Consider the following 21,730-nt stretch of genomic DNA (forward strand, 5'->3'; position numbering starts at 1 on the left):
AATTCGAACATTCGCCTGGGGACCGGGCTCCTACATGACCGGAAATCAACAGGTAAATTTAAACTGTCTTATATGTCGATTGAACTCAGCAATCCCTTGATCTGGATGAAGGTGTGCTTGATGCGCTTCAAGCTGATCGCGAGCCTCACCGTAATCCAGCCAATCGATGGAAGCACTGTAGTGCTGCAATTGATAAAACACTTTTGCCAATGTCTTAAAACGGCCTTCACGCGAAGCCTGTCTAAGCCCATTAAGATAGCTTTCACGATGCACCGTTGGCACAAGTAGCTTGTACTGCTCATCCGCATGCAGCTCAGCGTTCATCATAATCCGTGACACTCTTCCGTTTCCATCATCGAATGGATGACACTCTGCGATTAAAAATTGCATAAAGATTGCCCGTGGCATGCCAACCGGCAGGTTTTGATATAACGAAAACCCTTGAGTCAGCGTGCCAATAACATCCTTTGGTGATACGAAAACCGTTCCCCCAGCCTGATTACCCATTTCTTTTAACTGTCCAGGATGTTTGTCTGGACGCTCAGCCATAAGATCAGCATGCCTTTCCTGCAAAATCTGAATAAATTCACTAGCCGAACCAGGAGTACGCGACATCTCTTGATAGTCACTCACCTGATTAAAGACCGACAAAACATCATGGCTATCCGCATGTCTATTCACAATCATAGACTTAGAGAAAATGATCTTTTCGGCTTCATCGAGCCGAAATTCCGTGCCTTCAATATAATTGGAGAAATAGCTCTCAAAAAAAGCAAAATTTCGCCATGAAGCTTGATTATACTGGTAGGCCACATGAGTAAATGTGCACTGCTTTAGAAACAGGGACAGTTGCTTCAATAAATTAACGCGGTCCTGATCATAAGGCTCATTACGCGCTGTTGCGATTGCAAGCTCTGAAGTTAATACACCCTCAGCAGGGCGCGATGCTAACAGAGCAGAAATCATACTCACGAGAGGATCTAAACCAGACTCCAACCCACAGGCTTGAGCCGATGCCTTGGCTTCATCACGTATCCTATTGAGTTCAGCCTCACCATTTCGCCTTGAAAGGATTTTACACAGCCTGTCCTCGACCCATGAAGCACCCAAACTTTTCTCAACACCACCCTGTTTACGACTCGGCAACAAGTTCTCTAACAATTGGCGTGTTGGGTTACTGTTCTGAATCTGAGCCAAAGTGCGCGTGGTCATAACCTGGGTATTTCCAGGTAATACATGAATAACAAGTGAAGAAGCTACCGCGATTTTGTATCTTGATTTAGTATCAGCAACAACAAATACCTGACCATCAACAGGCGTCATTTCGAATGCCGTCCGATAAGCTAAAATAGCATCCGGTTTAAGGAAACTGACTATATCGGCCCAGCGAAGCTTAATCAGTGGCTCTATTTCATCAAAAGATGCATCCGTATAAATCCCTTGCCTTATCCGAATTAACTGGCCTTTCTGAACCTGTTTGGATAGTGCTTTAGAGCTTGCCACATCTCTGGCAAAGAACAAATCAGCCATAAGGGCACCCATTGTGATACGAATTTGAGTCGATTAAGCATCAGAATAGGTGAACTTCAGTCGATTAACAAACAAAATAGCGAATTGTAGTCGATTACTCCCCCTGTAGGAGCTCGCTCTGCGAGCGAACAACCTTCGCCCGGAGACCGGGCTCCCACAGACCAGGCTCCCACACACACCTTACAACACCCCTCCTGTAGGAGCTCGCTCCGCGAGCGAACAACACTTGTCCTGTAGTACAATTGTTTTCAAACCCTAATACTAAAATAATCAACTGCTTGAACTTTCCAACATGGAAGCAACGGCAAAAGGATGCGGAATGACTGACACGGTACTGGTAACCGGCGGCGCAGGCTATATCGGCTCACATACCACAGTGGAACTGCTCACGGCAGGGCATGACGTGGTGGTGTTAGACAACCTCTGCAACGCCAGCCAGGTTGCACTGGAACGTATTGAACAGATCACCGGCAAGGCACCCCACTTTATTCAGGGTGATGTCCGTGATGCTGCCCTGCTGGATCAGGTGTTCAGCCAATACAACATCGATGCGGTACTGCACTTCGCCGGGCTCAAAGCCGTGGGCGAAAGCGTGCAGCAGCCGCTGCGCTATTACGAAAACAATGTCTACGGCTCACTGGTGCTGTGTCAGGCCATGGCCAAAGCCGGTGTGCGCAAGCTGATTTTCAGCTCTTCAGCCACAGTATACGGTGAAGACGCCAGCATCCCCTATGTGGAAACCCAGCCCCGCGGTAAAACATCCAACCCCTATGGCACCTCCAAGGCGATGGTGGAACAACTGCTCACCGATCTGCAAATCGCCGATCCGCAATGGTCTATTGTACTGCTGCGCTATTTCAACCCCATTGGTGCACACGAGTCCGGGCTGTTAGGGGAAGACCCTCAAGGTATACCCAACAACCTGCTGCCCTACATTGCCCAGGTCGCCATAGGCCGCCTGGCCGAACTGTCCATCTATGGCGGCGACTACCCGACACAAGATGGCAGCTGTGAACGCGACTACCTGCATGTGGTTGACCTGGCCCTGGGGCATCTGCAATCCATGCAGAAACTGACAACCCCGGGCTTACATATTTACAACCTGGGAACCGGCCAGCCAGTATCCGTACTGACCATGGTCAAGGCCTTTGAAAAAGTGGCGCAAAAACCACTGCCCTACCGCATCACAGCACGCCGCGCTGGCGACCTGCCTGCCTTCTGGGCCAATGCCGACAAGGCACAACAAGAATTAGGCTGGAAAGCCACACGCCCACTCGACGCCATGTTGGAAGACACCTGGCGCTGGCAAACTCAGAATCCGCAAGGTTTCTCCAAATAAAACATGCGTTTATAAAATGCTGGTTCTAAGCAAATTATCGCAGTAGAATGACTAATTGCTGCATTGCAAAAAATTACGGACCAGAAAACCAAGGGAGTTGTCACAAGCATGAATGTATTTGCGACAGAAGCGGGCACAGACCTATACGAACATGCCACGGTCATGGGCAAAGCCATATCGCTTCGCTATTTCAGCAGAACAACAAGCGTTTTGAAGATTTCAGTTACAGCATCCCTGGCCTGTTGCTGGACCTTTCCAAGCAACGCATCACCGCCGAAACCTTACAACTGCTTTGTGAACTGGCGCGTGAAAAACAGCTCAAACAGTGGATTGAAGATCTCTACAACGGCGAAAAAATCAACACCTCCGAAGACCGCCCGGCACTTCATACGGCCCTGCGTACACCGGCTGACCAAAGCCTGAATGTCGATGGTGAAGACATCATCGTCCCGATCCATGAAAACCTCAGCCGCATGGAAACACTGGTTAACTGCATCCATGCTGGCCAATGGCTGGGTTGTACCGGTCATCCTATCGACACCATTGTAAACATCGGCGTGGGTGGCTCCGATCTTGGCCCGTTTATGGCCTGCAAGGCTCTGGGCGAATTCACCACAAAAAGCAGCCGCAAGGTAGACATCCACTTCGTCTCCTCGATGGATGGCAGTCATATCTCCAGCCTGCTGGACAGACTCAACCCCACCCGCACCCTGTTTGTGATTTCATCGAAATCCTTCACCACCATCGATACCCTGGCCAACGCTGATACCGCCAAAGAATGGCTCAAGCGTGCCGATCAACATGAAGGCATGGCTGAAGCTCTGATCATCAAACGTCACTTTATCGGGGTATCAGCCACACCCAAGCGCATGATCGAGTGGGGCATCCCGGAGTCCAACCACCTGTATTTCTGGGAATGGACCGGTGGACGTTACTCCATGTGGTCTACTATTGGTCTGCCCATTGCACTACGTATCGGCATGCAGGGGTTTCGTGACATGTTGGCAGGTGCTCACGCCATGGATACACATTTCCGTAACACCGAGTTTGAAGCCAACCTGCCGGTATTGCTTGCCCTCACCGGTATCTGGAACATCAACTTCCTCGGTATTACCGCCCACGCCATCCTGCCTTACGATGGCCGCCTGAGCCACCTGCCCAGCTACCTGGAACAGCTGGAAATGGAAAGTAACGGTAAAAACACCACCCGCAGCAACGAAATGGTGGGCTACAACACCTGTCCGGTACTCTGGGGTGAAATCGGCACCAACGCCCAGCATGCCTTTTACCAGTTGCTGCATCAGGGTACGATTCCGGTTATGTGTGACTTCATTACCTGCTCCACACGCTATGAAGGGCCCAACAACATTGAGCTGAAACACCAACACCAGCTCAACCTGTCCAACTGCCTGGCGCAATCACAAATTCTGGCACTGGGCGATACGGTGATTGAAGGGGCCGAACACTCCCCTCCGCATAAACGCTACCGGGGCAACCAGCCTTGCTCTACCCTGTTGCTGGATAAACTGACACCTGAAACCTTCGGTGCCCTGATCGCACTCTATGAGCACAAGGTATTCGTCCAGTCAGTGATCTGGAACATCAACCCTTTGACCAATGGGGTGTAGAACTGGGTAAAACTATCGCCACCGGCTTACTGCCAGCACTGGACGGGTCAAGCGAAAGCGTGTCACTCGACAGCTCCACACGCGGCCTGATCAACCACATCAACACCAAGCGCTGAGCCAACTAGAATATGCCTGGAGGGCAGAATGAAAATTGCAGTATGGGGAAGTGAATTAATTGGCTGGACCGCCGCCACCGCCTTTGCCGAATTTGGTAATCAGGTACACGTCAACCAGATGCCGGACAGCAAACAAAGCCTCGGCGAACAATCCGAATCCAACAGCATTCTATTTAACGAACCCGGCTTGTTATCACACGTTAAAGCACAATATGACCTGGGTAATCTGACCTTTGGCGATCCCGATGCCGCACTGAACTGCCCAATTCAAATACTGGCACTGCATCCGGATCAGTTTCCGCTTGCAAAGACCATTATTCAGCGGGTAAACCAACAGTCCCAGCCAGAACAACTGGTAGTCATAAACTACTCCACCTTTGGCCTTGGAGCCACTGACGAACTGGCTACCCTGCTGGATACAGACAAACAACAGGCCATTGCCTATATCCCCGATCAGCTCTCCGAAGGCAGCGCCTACGACAACTTCATCATAGCGAAAACGCTTGTGATCGGCTGTCAAAGCAATGAAGCCAATAAAGTCATCAAGGCATTGTATAAGCCTTTCAGCCGCTCGCTGGAACAGATGATGATCGTCAAGCGTCGCGAAGCTGAGTTCATGAAATTTGCCGTTAACGGGATGTTGGCTCTAAGGCTTGGCTATATTAACGAATTGGCCAACCTCGCCGACCTGTTGAATATCGACATAGACACGATTACTTCCGGTATGGGAAGCGACCCGCGTATCGGTAAGCATTATCTGGCTCCTGGTTGCGGTTTCGGTGGGGCACATTTCAGCAAATCCATCCAGAACATGGCCGAACTGCTGAAAACCAACCGCAACTCCATAATTCTGAACACCCTGCTGGAAGAGAATGAAAAACAGAAAGTACTGCCCTTCCGTAAACTCTGGCGACACTACAAAGCCGATGTTACCGACCTGAAAGTTGCCGTATGGGGCCTGTCATTCAAACCCAACACCGCCAGCATCCAGAATGCCCCCAGCCTGCAGGTAGTCGAAACCCTGCTGGCACAAGGCTGCAAAGTTCATGCACATGACCCACAAGCCATGATGAACTTCGCCAAACGCTTTCCATCCACCGGCCAAATCGCCTACTACAACAATGCGATAGAAACGCTTAAAGATGCCGATGCGCTGATCATCCTCACCGAATGGAATGAGTACTGGTCACCCGACTACTACCTGATGCTGAAACTGATGAAAAATCCAGTCATTATCGATGGAAGAAACATTATGGATAAGGAGCTTATGGAGAGTTTTGGGTTTGTTTATTATGGGGTGGGGAGATGAGCACTGCAGCCAGCACCCCAAAACCTATAAATCACGACCTACCCACCCTACTCAGACTCTGTGCCATTACACTAATTGTATCGGGGCATTTTGGCCTGTTTGAATATGGTGGAGGCGGTGCAGCACTTTTAATGGTGATCGTTGGATATAATATAGCCACGTTTAAACTCTCAAAAGTACTAAAGACGGACAGCATAATGCCTGTGGCGATGATGATCATAAAGGTTATGATACCAACCATAGCTTATGTATTATTCATTCAATTGTATTACGGCTCTTTCAGACTCGTTGATGTTCTTCTTGTGGCGAACTTTGTAGAAGCACGTCACCCTATGGGTTTTTCCTACTGGTTTATTGAAGTTTACATACAAATTCAACTTATCCTGTTGTTACTATTAGCGCTCCCACAAGTAAGAGCGTTACTTAATAAAAATAGAAAACTAACAAGCTATGCTTTTGTAGCCATAGCTGTACTAACTTTTATAGTATGCGATGCCATATGGGATACACATCACCTATACAGAAGATTGCCGTGGTTAATGATGTGGTTGATTGCTTTTGGCTTTGCAGCAAGATTTACAGAGACTCTTACGGAAAAATCAGCACTGACTACTGCATTTATAATATCGGCCTACATCTTTTATGGTGAAGTAAACTTATTCTTAAGTATCTCCGTAGCACTATTAATATTCAATCCACCTCTGAGGCTACCTAGACTTACAAGTAAGGGGTTAAATTTTCTTGCAGCAGGTTCTCTTTTTATCTATCTAACACACTTTCAAACACGTGCAGTGCTAGAAAAATTAATTTTTGATAGCCCCTTACTTTATACACTACTTGCAATTTTAATAGGCGCAACAATATTCAATATATACAACAAAATTATAAATAAAAAAATATTAGAAGCCATTATATTAGATGACAAAGCCACAAGCCAATCAACTCAAGCCAATGAAAAGAATAGCATTCGATGATTTATATAAGGTATAGTGATGAAAAACACACTATCTGAATTAGCTCGTGGTCGAGATAATAACTTTAATCTATTGCGAGCAATTGCTGCAATTCTTGTTCTTTACAGCCATAGTTTTGCTCTTGTTGTGGGCTCAGCAGATGCAGAGCCTCTGAAAACATCTCTTGGAATCACTTGGGGATACATAGCAGTAGATGTTTTCTTTATAACTAGTGGATTTCTTATTATAGGAAGTTATTATTCAAGGAATAATGTATTAAGTTTTACTTGGGCAAGAATATTACGAATATTCCCTGGATTATTTATATCCGTATTATTTTGCGCTTTTGTAGTTGGATTGTTATTTACAACACTTGATAAATTTGACTACCTTACTCACCCACAAACTTATAAATTTATTGTTAAAAATTCATTATTATTTTTTGGAATAGAATATAGACTTCCGAATGTATTTACCGAACTACCCTGGAGCCATGCTGTAAATGGTTCGCTTTGGACCCTTCCTCACGAAGTTAAAATGTATGCAATACTAGCGGCAACATTAGTAACAGCAACTTTTATAAGTAAAAAAATATTTTCTTTTCAAACAAATAATTTAGTAATTGCGATTACAGTCATCGCCCTCATATTGCATATTATTAATATTTTTTTTCCGATTACACATAAAAGCTCAACAAGATTATTTACAATGTTTTTTATAGGCTGCAGTATTTTTATATATAGAGAAAAGATAAAGCTATCCTCAAAAGTTGCATTAATAGCATTAACAGTTACTCTCATAGCTACTCTTAACAAAATTGCATTCAATTTAATATATATTGCAACCATACCATATTTGATTTTTTATGTAGCCTACATACCTAAAGGAAGAATTAGACAATTCAACAAACTAGGAGACTATTCATATGGCCTATATATATACGCTTTTCCAATACAACAGTCGCTAATCGCATTTTTTCCAAACATAAGTATTTATCAGATGATAGCCTTATCATTAATAATAACTTTCCTATTCGCACTATTCTCTTGGCATTGCATAGAAAAGAAATTCTTGAAACTAAAAATATCAACACGTAAAGAAGAACCAAGCAAAAAAATAAATATAGCAACATAGCCCACAAAAAAAAATGAAAAAATTATTATTTAGTCTATATATATTAGCTCTACACTTAGCATTTATTTTTATAATAATAAATACTAATTTTATTGAAAAAATAATAAATAAAGTATCTACAAATAAATTATCAATGGAAGTAACCTTCTCTCCATACTACTTCAGGACACTCAATCAACACTTAGCTATGGATGCACAGCACCCCGAAGGAATAAATCTATTTATTGGCGACAGTTTTATTCAAGGACTATCTACAGCAGCAATATTAAGCCCTTCCGCAAATTATGGAATAAGTGCAGATACAACTTATGGACTACTCAATAGATTAAAAAAATACAAATCCATAGAAAAATCTGACAAAATTATAATATCAATTGGAATAAATGATATTTTATCTGGAAACAAAGACCAAGAAATAATAAATAATTACAAAAAAATTATAGAACAATTATTAAATCATAAAAGTATTTTCATAAACTCAATATTTCCCGTATCAATAAATACTGACCCAAATGGGTTATTAAACTCAAGGATAGATTTATTAAATAGTAAAATTGAGCTTTTAACTAAGGGAAAAGTCAATATTAATTATATAAATATTAAAGATCATATAAGAAACAGCGACGCATATTTAAGCGGAAATTTTTATATCGAAGACGGGCTACACCTCAGCGTAGATGGATATAATGAATGGATTGAAATATTAAAAAATTATATATATCCATAATAGCTATTGGTATTTACCTGCATATCTTGCGTAACAGTATAGAGAAACCAAAAGAGCAGCTGTTAGCCCTGCATTCACATAAAACTTTTCAAAGTACAAGTCTATACTAAATGCAGATAATGCAAACACAAGAAAAATTTGAAATGTAAAAATTTCAAGAGATTTTCTACCAATTCTCTCTAAAACAACAGATCTAAACAACCATGAATATCGACCAGAAAAATAATATATAACATAACTTATAACCACAAAATTCATAAGCCTTAAAGGCCCCAAATCCCGTTTTGAAAACAATTTATCAACATATGAAAAATCCATCACTGAAATACTCAAAGCTTCTAAAATATTCTCTTGATATCGATACAAAAGAAAAGCTAAAAACATTGTAAAAACAGCTAACCTTATAAACTTAGAGTTAATATATAAACTCTCAGAAGTTTTCATAACCCCAATCGAAAATCCAAAAACAAACAATACTTGCCACGAATAAAAATTATATGATCCCATTCTAAAATCTAAAAAACCTAATTGAGCAAAAAACCAAATAATAAAACTTAGCAAAAACAAATAGAATGGGCCAGCAACAGCACAAACAGCAACCATAGTCGGTATGAAAATTAAAAGAACAACATAAATTGGAAGAATTTGTAAATGAGGAGAAAGATCATATAAGAAAACGTAGCCTAACAAAGTAGGAATATAGTCTTCACTTATCAACGGAGGCCATGGCCAGTTCGCAGAAGAAAGCTCAGTCTTAAATATGAAGCCGATACCAACCAAAACAAATACAACAAAAAAATGATATTTATATACAGTAAAAGATCGTCTAAAAACAGAACCTGAACATGATACAAAACCATTTTTTTTATATCGATTAAAATAAACAATACCAGAAACTAATCCAGATACAAAAATAAAACCCTCCATTGCAGACACAAACCCGAAAGGTTGATTGGTGAATTTTGATAAAAAGCTATGCATATGATTCAAACATATCACAACAATCAACATTCCTCTGACGAAGTCTAACTCTGATATTCTATTTACCATGCATAGCTACCAATTATAAAGTCTCGTCATATCATTATATTTCATTGAGAAATATTAAATAACAAGCTATTCAATGAGTTTTCTTTTAATATTTCGACACCCAAAAGCCTACTTCCAGACACACTCAAATGCGTTGAATCAAAATAAACAAGGTTCTCATTTAGGAAAGGGCTACAACCATTCTCATCACACAACATATTATTAAAATCAACATAAGTCACTTCGGAATATTTATTTGAAATAGATTCCAAATAACTATTAGCTCTTTGTGATAATTCATCAACCCCATTAGAATCTGAGTTAATTGAATCACAATTAATGAATGGAACTTTAAATTTTTTATGAATGCATTTAGCATCTAAATCCGGAAAAGCAGTCATTCTACCAATAACAATGATTCTTTTATTCATGTTGATTAGTTGTAATAAAGTGTCTTCAAAATACTCTTCAAATAATTTTGAATTTTATTATAATAAAACCCCCAAGCAGCACTTAAAATAACCACAGGGTAGTTATTAACTGAATTTCTTACAACACTAATTGATGTCAAACAGTCGTTCTTGCGTTGTGGAGTAATAAATTCCCCAGCTCCAGAAAGTAATGGAGGACAAGCGGAGTGTGCAATATTCCTAAATGAAAAACCTGTCTCAGAAGCAATTTCAGCTAATAGCGGTACAAAATGAGCTGCATTAGAATCACCCCATAGCAAAGCTTTTGAATCAAAATTCGGATTAATATCACAGCGCGATTCAGAAATTAATGCATCAGTAACCAAGAATTCTTGACACACACGCTCATCTCTATGAACCGGTTGAGGAATTGTATTCAAATTAGATGTCATATCTAAATTAGTGCTGGAATATAAACCCACACCTTTAGTCGCAATATAGAATATACATATAATGAGGACAAGTAGACTTGGAAACACATACTGCTTAGCAAATATCCACTTAAAATTTTCGCCTTTTTTTCTAAAAACCTGTTCAACATATTTCCATGACAACCATGAAATAAAAGTTAGCAGGAATATGTAAGGGATAAACCAGTACCAATCAAAATTTGAAAAAATATATCGACTATATACCAGTATTGGCCAATGCCAAAGATACATTGAATATGAAATTAATCCCAGAAAAACTACTGGTCGAAAGGACAGAATATTGCTCAACAATCCATAGGGTGAAAATAAAATAATTAAACCGCTAAAAATAGTCGGTAATACGGCATTATTTCCCGGGTAAGCGCTCTCCTTACTAAAATATAACATTGAAATAATAAGCCTATAAAACTTAGCCACCCTATAATATGGTATAAATAATCTATCGATTTATTTGATTCGTTTTTTTTATTATATATTTTTATGGACCAAAAAAAGCAAATTGCTCCAAAGAGCAACTGCCCAGCCCGAGTTGGAAGCATATAATATGCAAACATAGGCTGTGTAGCAACATTGCTTGAGCAAGCACAAATGAAGCAATAGCCAAGCCTATCGCTGCTAAGCTAACAATAGTATTAGATAGTCTACTAAGCAAAACAAGCAATATTATAGGCCAAAATATATAAAACTGTTCTTCTACCCCCAAGCTCCAAAAATGTAATAAAGGTTGCAATTCTGCATCTGGTGCAAAGTATGAAGCATTTAAAAAATAGGTGAAATAAATGTTTGCAACTGACAACTGAGAAGCTAACGCCGAAAATGATAAGTCGATTAAATCTTCGGGGACTAAAATAAAGTGCCCTGCAATCAATGTCACTAATACAACCAAACTAGCTGCAGGAATTATCCTTCTGATACGGCGCGAATAAAAATCAACGAAACTAAAGCTATCAGATTTTATATTCTTGTATATATTGCCGGTGATAAGATAACCAGATATAACAAAAAAAACATCAACTCCAACAAAACCACCAGGCAACCAGCCGTTATTAAAGTGAAATAGTATGACAGATAAAACAGCAATCGCCCTCAATCCATCAATATCTGAACGATAATTTACCACTTCAAAGCTCCCGTATGATTTGAAAACTTGTCATAGAGCTCCCTAAATGACCCAAAAAAGATTACTCCAAAGAATTTAGCATTAAAATATTTTGCAATAAAAACAGGAACAACAATACTCAAAAACACCCCTAATGAAATATGAATAATTACATTATCTATAAGCATAAACCTTTCAAGCACTATACGCACACCTGAACCTATAATAATATGCATTAGATATATATGTAATGAATAACCACCCAAGCATCCAATAAAAAACACCAACTTGCTAACTGATCTAGACATATAGATTGATAGAAAAATAACAAAACCTAATGAAACCAATGCTATAAATAAAGAAAAAAAGCCTCTATTAAAGTATCTATAATCATAATATCCATGAAAATAGTACTGAGCACACATAAACATAAAAAATGAAATGAGTGTTATAGCTCTCAATTGATAATTATCATATGCAATGACACCATTGTTAATCTTTATATAAAAACCAGCCAGCACATAGCCTAAAGCAAAGTATATAAAGTGAGCACATAACATCCACAACATAAATCCATTTAAATAATATGAATTAATTAAATAAATAAACAACCCTATAAATATAGAGACATACCCGGTTTTTTTGCCAAATATTTTTAAACAAATAGAAAAAACAATCACTATCAAAAATAGCGCATATAAAAACCAAAATTGAGCCCTAGGATGAATTCCAATTTTATACATATCAACAAAGTTAGCACTGCCATTTGTGTAGGATGACAATGATGATTCAAGCAATGTTTGCATCACACTCCAAACCAAATATACATATACTATTGAATCAATTTTTTTAAAAGCAACAACACATAACTTCTTTTTTAACAATGATATATAAAATAAATAGCCAGAAATAAAAAAGAATATCGGCATATGAAAAGTATAAATAATACTATCGATAAGCTCAAAAAATGGATGTTCGAGAAGGTCAGCATTCATCAACCCTCTAACTACATGACCATAAACAACAAGAACTATGCCAATTCCCTTGGCATAGTCGATCCAGTTATATTCTGGTTTAGTGCTATTCTTTATAGCACTATTCTGAGCTTTAACTATCTCAGACACTGCGTCCATACACATCTTCCAAGCGCACAATATCATCCTCACCCAGATAAGAACCTGACTGCACTTCAATCAGTTCCAGATCAATACAGCCGGGGTTATCCAGTCGGTGTACTTCGCCGCAGGGTATGTAAGTGGATTCATTTTCGGTCACCATATAGGTTTCCTCACCACGCACCACCTGTGCTGTTCCGGATACTACGATCCAGTGTTCGGCACGGTGGTAATGCTTCTGTAATGACAAACGGCCACCTGGGTGCACGGTAATACGTTTAACCTGAAAACGTTCACCTTCTCCCAGTGACACATACTTACCCCAGGGTCTGAATACTTCTTTGTGGCTACTGGCTTCCGGACGACCGGCGTCACCCAGACGATTTACCAGGGTTTTGATCGCTTCGGAATGAGATTGATCAGCTACCAGAATGGCATCTTCAGTTTCGACAATAATCAGATCTTTTACACCCACGGCTGCGACCATACGCTGGTTGGCATACACACTGTTGTTTTCACAGTCCTGCAGCCAGACATCGCCATGGCAGTCGTTGCCCTGGGCATCTTTGGCCTTTAGCTCACGCAGTGCAGCCCAGTTTCCCACATCACTCCAACCGGCATCCATGGGCACCATGCTGGCATGCTGAGTTTTTTCCATCACCGCGTAGTCAATGGATTCAGCCGGGCAGTCGGCGAAGGCTTGTGCATCAATACGGATAAAATCCAGATCAAAGCCAGCCGTGGTAATAGCATTTACGCAAGCCTGGTATATATCTGCTCGATAGGTTTCCAGTTCTTGCAAAAACACGTTGGCCTGAAACGCGAACATACCGCTGTTCCAATAGTATTGCCCGGTTTGCATAAAGGCTTCAGCTGTAGGCAGATCCGGCTTTTCAACAAAGCCTTCAACGGCGCGGGCACCAGAGGCGGAATCCGCATGGCCAGCTTTAATGTATCCATAGCCGGTTGCGGCATAGGTTGGCAAGATACCGAAGGTCACCAGCTTCTGTTGTTCAGCTTCAGCGGCGGCGAGTGTAACCGCCGACTGGAAAGCGGTGACATCCTGAATGGCATGATCAGCCGCGAGGACCAGCAGGGTTACCGGCTCTTTAAGACTCTGCGTTGCATACAAGGCCGCCAAGGCGATAGCCGGAGCGGTATTTCGGCCTACTGGTTCCAGCAGAATATGGGCTTGCAGGTCAATTTCACGTAACTGTTCGGCCACCATAAAACGGTGCTCATCATTGCAAATGACGATGGGTTGCAGCATAGCCAGGCCATGCAGACGCGACAGGGTTTCCTGCAGCATACTCTGGCCGGATACCAATGGTAGAAATTGTTTAGGTCGGCTTTTACGTGACAGAGGCCACAGGCGTGAGCCAGTGCCCCCGGCTAAAACAACAGGTAAAACTTTCATCCTTGTCTCTCCATTAATCGTACTGTGTGGCAATCCACTGACGGTAAGATCCATCCATAACAGCACGCCACCATTGTGGGTTTTCCAGGTACCAGTGCAGTGTTTTGCGGATACCGGTTTCAAAACTTTCACGGGGCAGGTAGCCCAGTTCACGTCCGGATTTATGCGCATCGATGGCATAGCGCCGGTCATGTCCAGGGCGATCTTTAACATAGGTGATCAAAGCAGCACTCTGGCCAGCCATGGCTGAGTGAGCTTCGGGGTATTGTTGTTTTAGTGATGTATTCGCAGCAAACGCCTTGTCCATTTCGGTGCAGATGTACTGCACTATATCGATGTTGTGCCATTCGTTATGGCCACCGATATTGTAGTTTTCACCTACCTTGCCCTGTAGCAGTACCTTCTCGATACCACGGGCATGGTCTTCCACATACAGCCAATCCCGCACCTGACGGCCATCACCATAAATAGCAAGGGTCGATCTGCCAGAATATTGGTGATGATCAGTGGAATCAGCTTTTCCGGAAAGTGGTAGGGACCATAGTTGTTAGAACAGTTACTGGTAGTAACCTGCAAGCCGTAGGTGTGGTGGTAAGCACGTACCAGATGATCCGAGGCCGCCTTACTGGCGGCATAGGGTGAATTGGGTGCGTAGGCGGTCTCTTCAGTAAACGCCGGATCACTGGGCTCCAGCGTGCCATACACCTCATCAGTAGAGACATGATGAAAACGGTGCTGTGCACAAAGGCCTTCAGTTAACCAGACCTGGCGTGTCGCTTTTAGCAGGCTATGGGTGCCGATAATATTGGTTTCAATAAAGGCATCCGGCCCCAGAATTGAACGATCCACATGGGATTCAGCGGCCAGATGCACCAGCGTGTCCAGTCGATGCTCACGCAGCAACTGCTCCATTGTAGCCGTGTCACAAATATCAGCCTGCACAAACTGAAAGTTGGGGTTTTGCTGTACAGGTTCCAGGTTGGCAAGATTCCCAGCATAGGTCAGGACATCCACCACCAGAACAAAATCCTCAGGATGTGCCTGCATCCAGTAGTGCACAAAGTTTGCACCAATAAAACCGGCTCCGCCGGTGACCATTAAACGCTTCATGCGTTGGCTCCCTTGTTTACATAATCCAGTTCAGCAATCATGAAGTGCAACTGCTCACGCCAGTGTCTGGCAAGACCCAGAACTTCACGGCTGCGACTGCAATCCATCACTGAATAACAGGGCCGGGTAGCCGGAGTTGGGTAGTCCCTGGTGCCGATGGGTGTCAGTTGGCAAGCACTGGTAATCAGCCCGGCTTTGGAACCCAGTTCATAAATGGCCTGAGCAAAGTCATACCAGGACGCCACGCCGGCATCCGTCCAGTGATAAATCCCGGAGAGTGCCGGTTGATCAACCGCTGTAAGCACGATTTCAGCCAAACGCCCTGCATGCGTGGGTGTGCCGATCTGATCACTGATAATCCCCAGGCTATCCCGGTCGTTCATCAGCCGTATCATGGTTTTAACAAAGTTTTCACCATGACGTGAATAAACCCAGGCGGTACGGATAATCAGCGCCCCCGGCAAGGCTTTGAGCACCGCCTGTTCACCGGCCAGTTTACTCTCACCATAGACATTAATCGGGCCAACCGGATCGTTCGGTTGCCAGGGTTTACAGTTTTCACCATTAAAGACATAGTCGGTGGAAATATGTATCAAGCGGCAGCCCGCCTGACTGGCGGCAAGGGCCAGATTCTCAGCGCCCTGGGCATTCACAGCAAAGGCGATATCGCGCTCGGATTCGGCCTTGTCTACGGCGGTATAGGCGGCCGCATTCACGATCACATCCGGTTTGAATGCAGCGACGGCGGCTTCAACCTGAGCCAGATCACAGATATCCAGCCTGGCCTGATCTGTCGCTTCCAGCGTATAGGCCGCAGTCATCTGCGCCACCCGCTGGCAGATTTCCGATCCCAATTGCCCATCGGCGCCCGTCAATAGAATGCGCTTAGTCATAATAGGGTGCCTCTGCCAGGGTCAGTCCCTGTTGATCTTTCGCCGAGAGCTCCGGCATATGATCCTGTACCAGCGGCCAGTCGATGGCCAGTTGCGTATCCTTCCACTGCAGGGTGTATTCATCGCCGGGGTTATAATAATCCGTACATTTGTACACAAATTCGGCGGACTCACTGGTGACATAAAAACCATGTGCAAAGCCTGGCGGTACCCAAAGTAGCTGTTTGTTTTCGCTGATAAATGCACGCCAACCCACTGACCAAAGGTCGCTGAACTGCGGCGCAGATCCACGGCCACATCAAACACCTCACCACTCACCACCCGCACCAGCTTGCCTTGAGGCTTTTGTAACTGATAATGCAGGCCACGCAAAATACCCCGGCGTGACAGTGAATGATTGTCCTGAACAAAGCGCCAAGGCCCACAGTGTTTCTCGAACTCGTGCTGGCGGAAGGTTTCCATAAAGAAACCGCGTTCATCACCAAACACATCCGGTGTCATTAACACCACATCGGCAATCGCCTGGGGTTCATACTTCATGGTTTAGCTGTCCCCCGCTCCAGCAAGCGCATCAGATACGCACCATAACCGCTTTTCAATAGCGGTTCCGCCTGACGCCGCAGGGTTTCGGCACTGATAAAGCCCTGACGGAAAGCGATCTCTTCCGGACAACAGACTTTCAGTCCCTGGCGGTCTTCCAGTGTTTGCACAAACGAGGAGGCTTGCAGCAGATGTGCATGCGTACCCGTATCCAGCCAGGCATAGCCGCGATCCATAATTTCCATATGCAGCTGTTGCTGCTGCAGGTAAACCATATTCAGATCAGTGATTTCCAGCTCACCGCGTGCAGAAGGTTTCAGGGATGCCGCAATATCGGGTGCCTGGTGATCATAAAAATACAAACCGGTCACTGCATAGGGCGACTTAGGTACCTTAGGCTTTTCTTCCAGCGAGATCACTTTACCCTGCTCATCGAATTCGGCGACACCGTAAGCGGTAGGATTGTCTACGTGATAGCCAAATACCGTCGCGCCAGACTCGCGGACATTGGCTTCATTCAGCAGCGTTTGCAGGTCATGGCCATAAAAAATATTGTCGCCCAGTACCAGCGCCGAAGGCGCTCCTGCCAGAAACTCGCGGCCGATGATAAAGGCCTGGGCCAGACCATCCGGTGAAGGCTGAATGGCATAGACCAGCTCGACACCCCATTGACTGCCATCACCCAACAGGCGTTGGAATGCCGACTGATCTTCCGGCGTGGTAATGATCAGGATTTCACGAATACCCGCCAGCATCAGAATACTGAGGGGTAATAGATCATCGGCTTATCATAGATCGGCATCAGCTGTTTACTCACCCCTTTCGTCAGGGGATACAACCGGGTTCCCGAACCACCAGCCAGTACTATTCCTTTCCTTTTCATGCTACCTCCTGATCAATTTGCTGCGTTTTCAAGGCGCTGCAGCGCTTCGCTAATCTGCTGCTGCAGACTTTCATCGTCTACTGCCAGTTCGGCAGCCTTGTTCAGATAAGCCTGCGCATCCGTGTTACGGTTCTGCTCCAGAAGTATGCGGCCATAGTGAAAGTTGACCTCAGCCAGGTCTGGCAGGCCTTCCACAGCCCGGCGCACCAGGCGTTCAGCTTCCTGCACCTCACCGGACTTGAACAAGGCCCAGCCATGGGTATCCAGGAAATAAGGCTCATCACTGTTACGGAAGCTACGTGTCAGCTCAAGCGCCCGCTGCACATTGGCTTCAGTCGGAGAATGGTTGATCAGCAAGGAAGCCAGGTTGTTCGCGACCACCTGATTGTTCGGGGCCAACTCCAACGCGGCTTCATAGTCTGCAATGGCCTCTTCTACACGGTTGCTCTGCTCTAGCAGTGAAGCACGCAAGGCATACAAACTCAGATCATTCACTTCATCCAGGCCACGGCTGTATACTTGCAAGGCATCATCCACCTGCTCCTGTAACAGATAAAAACCTGCCAGCTGTGTATAGCCCTGTACCCAATCAGGCGTCACAGACAGCGCCTGATCCATAACGGCAATGGCACCCTGCAGATCTTCTTCCTGCCTTAATACGGCGGCTTTCACGCTGTAGTTACCAATAAATTCAGGGTCTGCGGCAATACGGGTATCCAGCCAGTCCAGCAGACTGTCAAGCTGATCCAGTTCCAATTGGCTGAGTGCATAACCCTCTACTGCACGTATAAAGCGTGGCTGTGCCTGCAATGCGGCTTCATAGCGGTTCATTGCCAGCTCATACTGACCCTGACCCTGGAAGATACGCCCACTCAAATACTCGCTTACGGCACGATCGCCATCCAGTGCCTGCATATCCGAGATAACCGCTTCGGTACCGGCCCAGTCATTACGCATCAGGCGCACTTGCGCCAACAGAGACAGCAGGGATTCATTGTTGGGTGAACGGCGTAAGGCATTCTGGATGATCTGTTCAGAACGGCCCAGGTCACCATCGGCGAGTAAACGGTTGATCACCGGCACAGCCGCATCCACATTGCCAGGGTTAAGACGCAACACCTGACGGAAGTTACCGTCAGCCAGTTCTGAGGAACCGCTGCTCATATAGGCCGTACCCAGCAACATCAACCCGATTTCGGAATCCGGATTGTTACGCAACACCACGCGCAAATCCCGCACGGCCTCGTCAATCATTTGCTGTTGCAGGTGGTAGCGTGAACGTACCAGCAAGGCGGGCTCACTTTGACTGTCTTCCTGCAGAATCTGATTGATTAATTCCAATGCGGCTTCGTTATTACCCTCGGCAAAGTAAAGTTCAGCACGGCGTGCCTGTGCCCGCTGACGTGTTACTGCCTGCTCAGAGGTCATCAGGCGTTCGAGCACTCCCAGCGCGGCGCCAGGCTGATCGTGAGTTCTCAAGCGTTCTACCAATACAAATTCCAGCTCGTCTACATCCGTACCGCTGGCCTGATCGATAAAGGTCTGCAACAGCGCATCGGCCCGCTCACTCTCACCCTTGGCATCCACAATTTCCACCAGACCGCGTACCGCACGGCTGCTACCGGTATTCTCTGTGGCAAACTCATGTAACAGCGCTTCCGCTTCATCCAGGCGATCGGCGTCACGCAGCAAACCCGCCATGGCGATGACGAAATCTTCAGATTCGGGTTGGCTTTGCATCAAATAACGCAAATCAGCTTCCACCCTGTCCATTTCACCCTTCTGCCGGTACATCTCCATACGAATCATGCGAGCGGCTATGGCTGAAGGATCTTTTTCCAATGCTTCGTCGAGCAACAAGAAGGCCTGAGGCTCATCACCCATCATGCGCTGCGCACCCGCCAGCACGGTAAGGGTGTCAGTATTGTCCGGATCCAGCAGAATGCTTTTCATACCTTCGGTGAGTGCGCCCTGTGGATCACCCTGTTGCAGGGCCAAGGTAGCTTTAACCAGCCAGGCATCGGCACGTTCAGAATCAACGGCAAGCACTTCATCGGCTTTTTCACCGGCATTACTACCCTCTCCAACCATAAGTAACAGTCGGGCCATACGAATCTTGTTGTCCAGATCGTCCGGCTGCAGACGTTCGATGCGCCGCAGATGCGAATACAGACGCTCCCAGTTCTGCTGCTGCTCGGCGATATCAGCCAGATAACGGTAAGCCTGCACATTATCCGGATCTATCTGCAGTACATTGCGCAACTGCACGTTAGAGCGACCCAAATCCCCCTGTTCCAGAAACTCACGGCCACTTTCCAGATAGTTCTGCACACTTTTTTCTTTATCGGCACAACCGGTCACTACAGCCGCAACCAGTAATGACAGGACTCCCCGACGGAGCATTTTTATATTCATAATTCACCTTTCCCAGGTAATACACGGACCAGTTCCGGATAGGCGGCCCGTAAAAATTCATTTAAACGCTGTTCTGCCACTTCGACCGGCTCTGATGAATTGAAGGGTGTCACCAGCCTGATCAAGGATCCATCGGTACGGTTATAAGCAAGGGCATCTTCAAGCAGCTTCCACTTTTTTAAATATTCATTGGCTATCGGCTCACCACGTTCCTGGAACCAGTAATACACCAGTTGTGACTCCAGCCCACGGCGGATAACTACACGGTTAATGGGTATATCATCGACCTGTGATCGACGGATATCGGCAATTTCCCAACCACCACCGGGAATGCAGACCCGCGGTGAGTGGGGCGACACCCCTTTACGTTGCGAAGCATAATACGCCACGTAGAGGTTAATCATCGGCTCAGCGTCGCGCTCAAAGTTCATCATCAAATAATCGGTAAGCTGTAACACCTGCATCACCCGGGTTTCCAGGCTGCCGTATGTACCTTGCCAATCCTTGATCTGATCAGGAAATGCGGCCAGATACACATCTTCCGGGACAGCTTCCATGCGTTTATCGAATGCCTGCACACCCAGTGCGGCAATAAACGTCAAACTGACTACCAACAACATAGCGACAGGCAGTGCGCGACCCCGTTGACGCTCAGTTGCAACCGCCAGTGCTTCATCAGAGGGGGTCTGTACATTCAAGCCAAACACATCTAATAAACCACGACGGCGGGTCAGACGCTCCAGAATCTCAATTTCCAGTGCCAGAATAGCCGCACAGGCCACAAAAATAATCCAGCCTTCAAAGTCATGCAGAAAGCCTTCGGCCATACTGATGCCCCAACCGTCCACCAGCCAGCCGGTAACCCCTATACGGAAACTGTTCATCAGTATGGTGATAGGGATGGTCGACAGAAACAATAGCGCGCGCTTCCACATGGGTGCCTGATAAAAATACGCCGCGATAAAACCCAGACAGGTCAGGGGAAACAGGTAACTCAAGCCACTACAAGCCTCGACAACCTGCAGTTTGTAGTTCCCCAGATCAATCACATTACCGCTGAGGTACACAGGAATGCCCATCCACTGGATAAACATTACCCCGATTTCAGACGACAACAGCTGTAAACGCGCGGTAAGTACCGCCTCTAAAAAGTAAGGCAGTGGAATCGCAAAGGCCAGCAGAATAATAGGAATAAAGGTGTGTTTGGCAGTCCACCCCAGTGCGGTTATGGCGAATCCGGCCAGCAGCAGTAAAAAGGCATACTGTACGAGTATATACAGCGCCGAAATTTCCCCGATAAAGGCCACCAGTAGCGCAATCAATATCACCGGTACGCCCCACCAACTGCCTGAGCGGTACTCAACGGCAATTGTCAGGCGCTTTTCCCAGAGAATAAACAAGGACACCAATGGGATCAGAAAACCATGGCTGTACTCTTCCTGGCCAATCCAGCGTTCAACCACTTCGGATAGACCACCGAAGGACAGAAAGAAAGCCGCTACCAGTCCGCAGCCAAACAGTGCCAGTGCAGGCCAGGAAACAACCTTGCTCAGACGGAAAAAATCCTGCTGTATTTCCTTTACTAAAGACAC

15 protein-coding genes and 4 pseudogenes are annotated in these 21,730 nt (G+C 45.2%); 6 read left to right on the forward strand and 13 right to left on the reverse strand.

The genetic code is table 11. From position 1 onward, the window contains the following. Positions 1-45: 45 nt before the first annotated feature. Positions 46-1,530: a Fic family protein gene (locus LH51_RS03775; RefSeq protein ID WP_036519862.1), complete on the reverse strand. Its 1,485-nt coding sequence runs from the start codon at positions 1,528-1,530 to the stop codon at positions 46-48. 319 nt (positions 1,531-1,849) lie between these two features. Between LH51_RS03775 and galE the strand changes: the two genes are divergently transcribed. The 6 genes and pseudogenes from galE to LH51_RS03805 all read left to right on the forward strand — a co-directional run bounded on the left by galE (position 1,850) and on the right by LH51_RS03805 (position 8,736). Beyond that, on the forward strand, positions 1,850-2,869 hold the full coding sequence (galE, locus tag LH51_RS03780) for a UDP-glucose 4-epimerase GalE (protein ID WP_036519864.1): 1,020 nt from the start codon (positions 1,850-1,852) through the stop codon (positions 2,867-2,869). A 47-nt stretch (positions 2,870-2,916) separates the two neighbouring features. Further along, positions 2,917-4,613 (forward strand): annotated as a pseudogene (gene pgi, locus LH51_RS03785) (glucose-6-phosphate isomerase). A gap of 28 nt (positions 4,614-4,641) precedes the next feature. Beyond that, the gene (locus tag LH51_RS03790) at positions 4,642-5,922 is read left to right on the forward strand and encodes a nucleotide sugar dehydrogenase (protein ID WP_036519867.1); all 1,281 of its coding nucleotides are present in this window, start codon (positions 4,642-4,644) and stop codon (positions 5,920-5,922) included. Continuing rightward, positions 5,919-6,896, forward strand: coding sequence for a hypothetical protein (locus LH51_RS03795; RefSeq protein ID WP_036519868.1), 978 nt, complete (start codon positions 5,919-5,921; stop codon positions 6,894-6,896). Before LH51_RS03790 ends, LH51_RS03795 begins: the two co-directional genes overlap by 4 nt. A gap of 18 nt (positions 6,897-6,914) precedes the next feature. Beyond that, positions 6,915-8,009, forward strand: coding sequence for an acyltransferase family protein (locus LH51_RS03800; protein WP_052063414.1), 1,095 nt, complete (start codon positions 6,915-6,917; stop codon positions 8,007-8,009). A 13-nt stretch (positions 8,010-8,022) separates the two neighbouring features. Next, positions 8,023-8,736 carry a GDSL-type esterase/lipase family protein gene (locus tag LH51_RS03805; RefSeq protein WP_052063415.1) on the forward strand — a complete coding sequence of 238 codons (714 nt, stop codon included), beginning with the start codon at positions 8,023-8,025 and terminating at the stop codon, positions 8,734-8,736. A 3-nt stretch (positions 8,737-8,739) separates the two neighbouring features. Here the strand turns inward: LH51_RS03805 and opgC are convergent, their stop codons facing one another. The 12 genes and pseudogenes from opgC to xrtD form a co-directional block, all read right to left on the reverse strand. After that, positions 8,740-9,786, reverse strand: coding sequence for an OpgC domain-containing protein (gene opgC / locus LH51_RS03810; protein WP_036519869.1), 1,047 nt, complete (start codon positions 9,784-9,786; stop codon positions 8,740-8,742). 41 nt (positions 9,787-9,827) lie between these two features. After that, complete coding sequence (locus LH51_RS23380) at positions 9,828-10,196, reverse strand: SGNH hydrolase domain-containing protein (RefSeq protein WP_144244163.1); 369 nt, start codon at positions 10,194-10,196, stop codon at positions 9,828-9,830. Between the two features lie 5 nt (positions 10,197-10,201). Beyond that, on the reverse strand, positions 10,202-11,053 hold the full coding sequence (locus tag LH51_RS23385; protein WP_144244164.1) for an acyltransferase family protein: 852 nt from the start codon (positions 11,051-11,053) through the stop codon (positions 10,202-10,204). Between the two features lie 91 nt (positions 11,054-11,144). Continuing rightward, positions 11,145-11,786 (reverse strand): acyltransferase family protein, encoded by a 642-nt coding sequence (locus LH51_RS03815; RefSeq protein ID WP_036519874.1) that lies wholly within the window; start codon positions 11,784-11,786, stop codon positions 11,145-11,147. Then, positions 11,780-12,898 (reverse strand): acyltransferase family protein, encoded by a 1,119-nt coding sequence (locus LH51_RS03820; protein WP_052063416.1) that lies wholly within the window; start codon positions 12,896-12,898, stop codon positions 11,780-11,782. Before LH51_RS03820 ends, LH51_RS03815 begins: the two co-directional genes overlap by 7 nt. Further along, positions 12,882-14,297 (reverse strand): mannose-1-phosphate guanylyltransferase/mannose-6-phosphate isomerase, encoded by a 1,416-nt coding sequence (locus LH51_RS03825; RefSeq protein WP_036519881.1) that lies wholly within the window; start codon positions 14,295-14,297, stop codon positions 12,882-12,884. The genes LH51_RS03820 and LH51_RS03825 overlap by 17 nt, the downstream gene beginning before the upstream one ends. Before the next feature lie 160 nt (positions 14,298-14,457). Continuing rightward, positions 14,458-15,407: pseudogene (gene rfbB, locus LH51_RS03830) on the reverse strand (dTDP-glucose 4,6-dehydratase); the annotation flags it as partial. Beyond that, positions 15,404-16,300, reverse strand: coding sequence for a dTDP-4-dehydrorhamnose reductase (gene rfbD / locus LH51_RS03835; protein WP_036519882.1), 897 nt, complete (start codon positions 16,298-16,300; stop codon positions 15,404-15,406). The gene rfbD and the pseudogene rfbB, both read right to left, overlap by 4 nt. Next, positions 16,293-16,840 (reverse strand): annotated as a pseudogene (gene rfbC, locus LH51_RS03840) (dTDP-4-dehydrorhamnose 3,5-epimerase). Before rfbC ends, rfbD begins: the two are co-directional and overlap by 8 nt. Continuing rightward, positions 16,837-17,723 (reverse strand): annotated as a pseudogene (gene rfbA, locus LH51_RS03845) (glucose-1-phosphate thymidylyltransferase RfbA). The pseudogenes rfbC and rfbA overlap by 4 nt, the downstream one beginning before the upstream one ends. A gap of 12 nt (positions 17,724-17,735) precedes the next feature. Beyond that, positions 17,736-20,138 (reverse strand): tetratricopeptide repeat protein, encoded by a 2,403-nt coding sequence (locus LH51_RS03850; protein WP_036519883.1) that lies wholly within the window; start codon positions 20,136-20,138, stop codon positions 17,736-17,738. Beyond that, entirely contained in the window at positions 20,135-21,730 is a 1,596-nt protein-coding gene (xrtD, locus tag LH51_RS03855; protein ID WP_200881855.1) for a VPLPA-CTERM-specific exosortase XrtD, read from the reverse strand. The genes LH51_RS03850 and xrtD overlap by 4 nt, the downstream gene beginning before the upstream one ends.

It is taken from the genome of Nitrincola sp. A-D6 (assembly GCF_000764495.1).
Classification (GTDB): Bacteria; Pseudomonadota; Gammaproteobacteria; order Pseudomonadales; family Balneatricaceae; genus Nitrincola.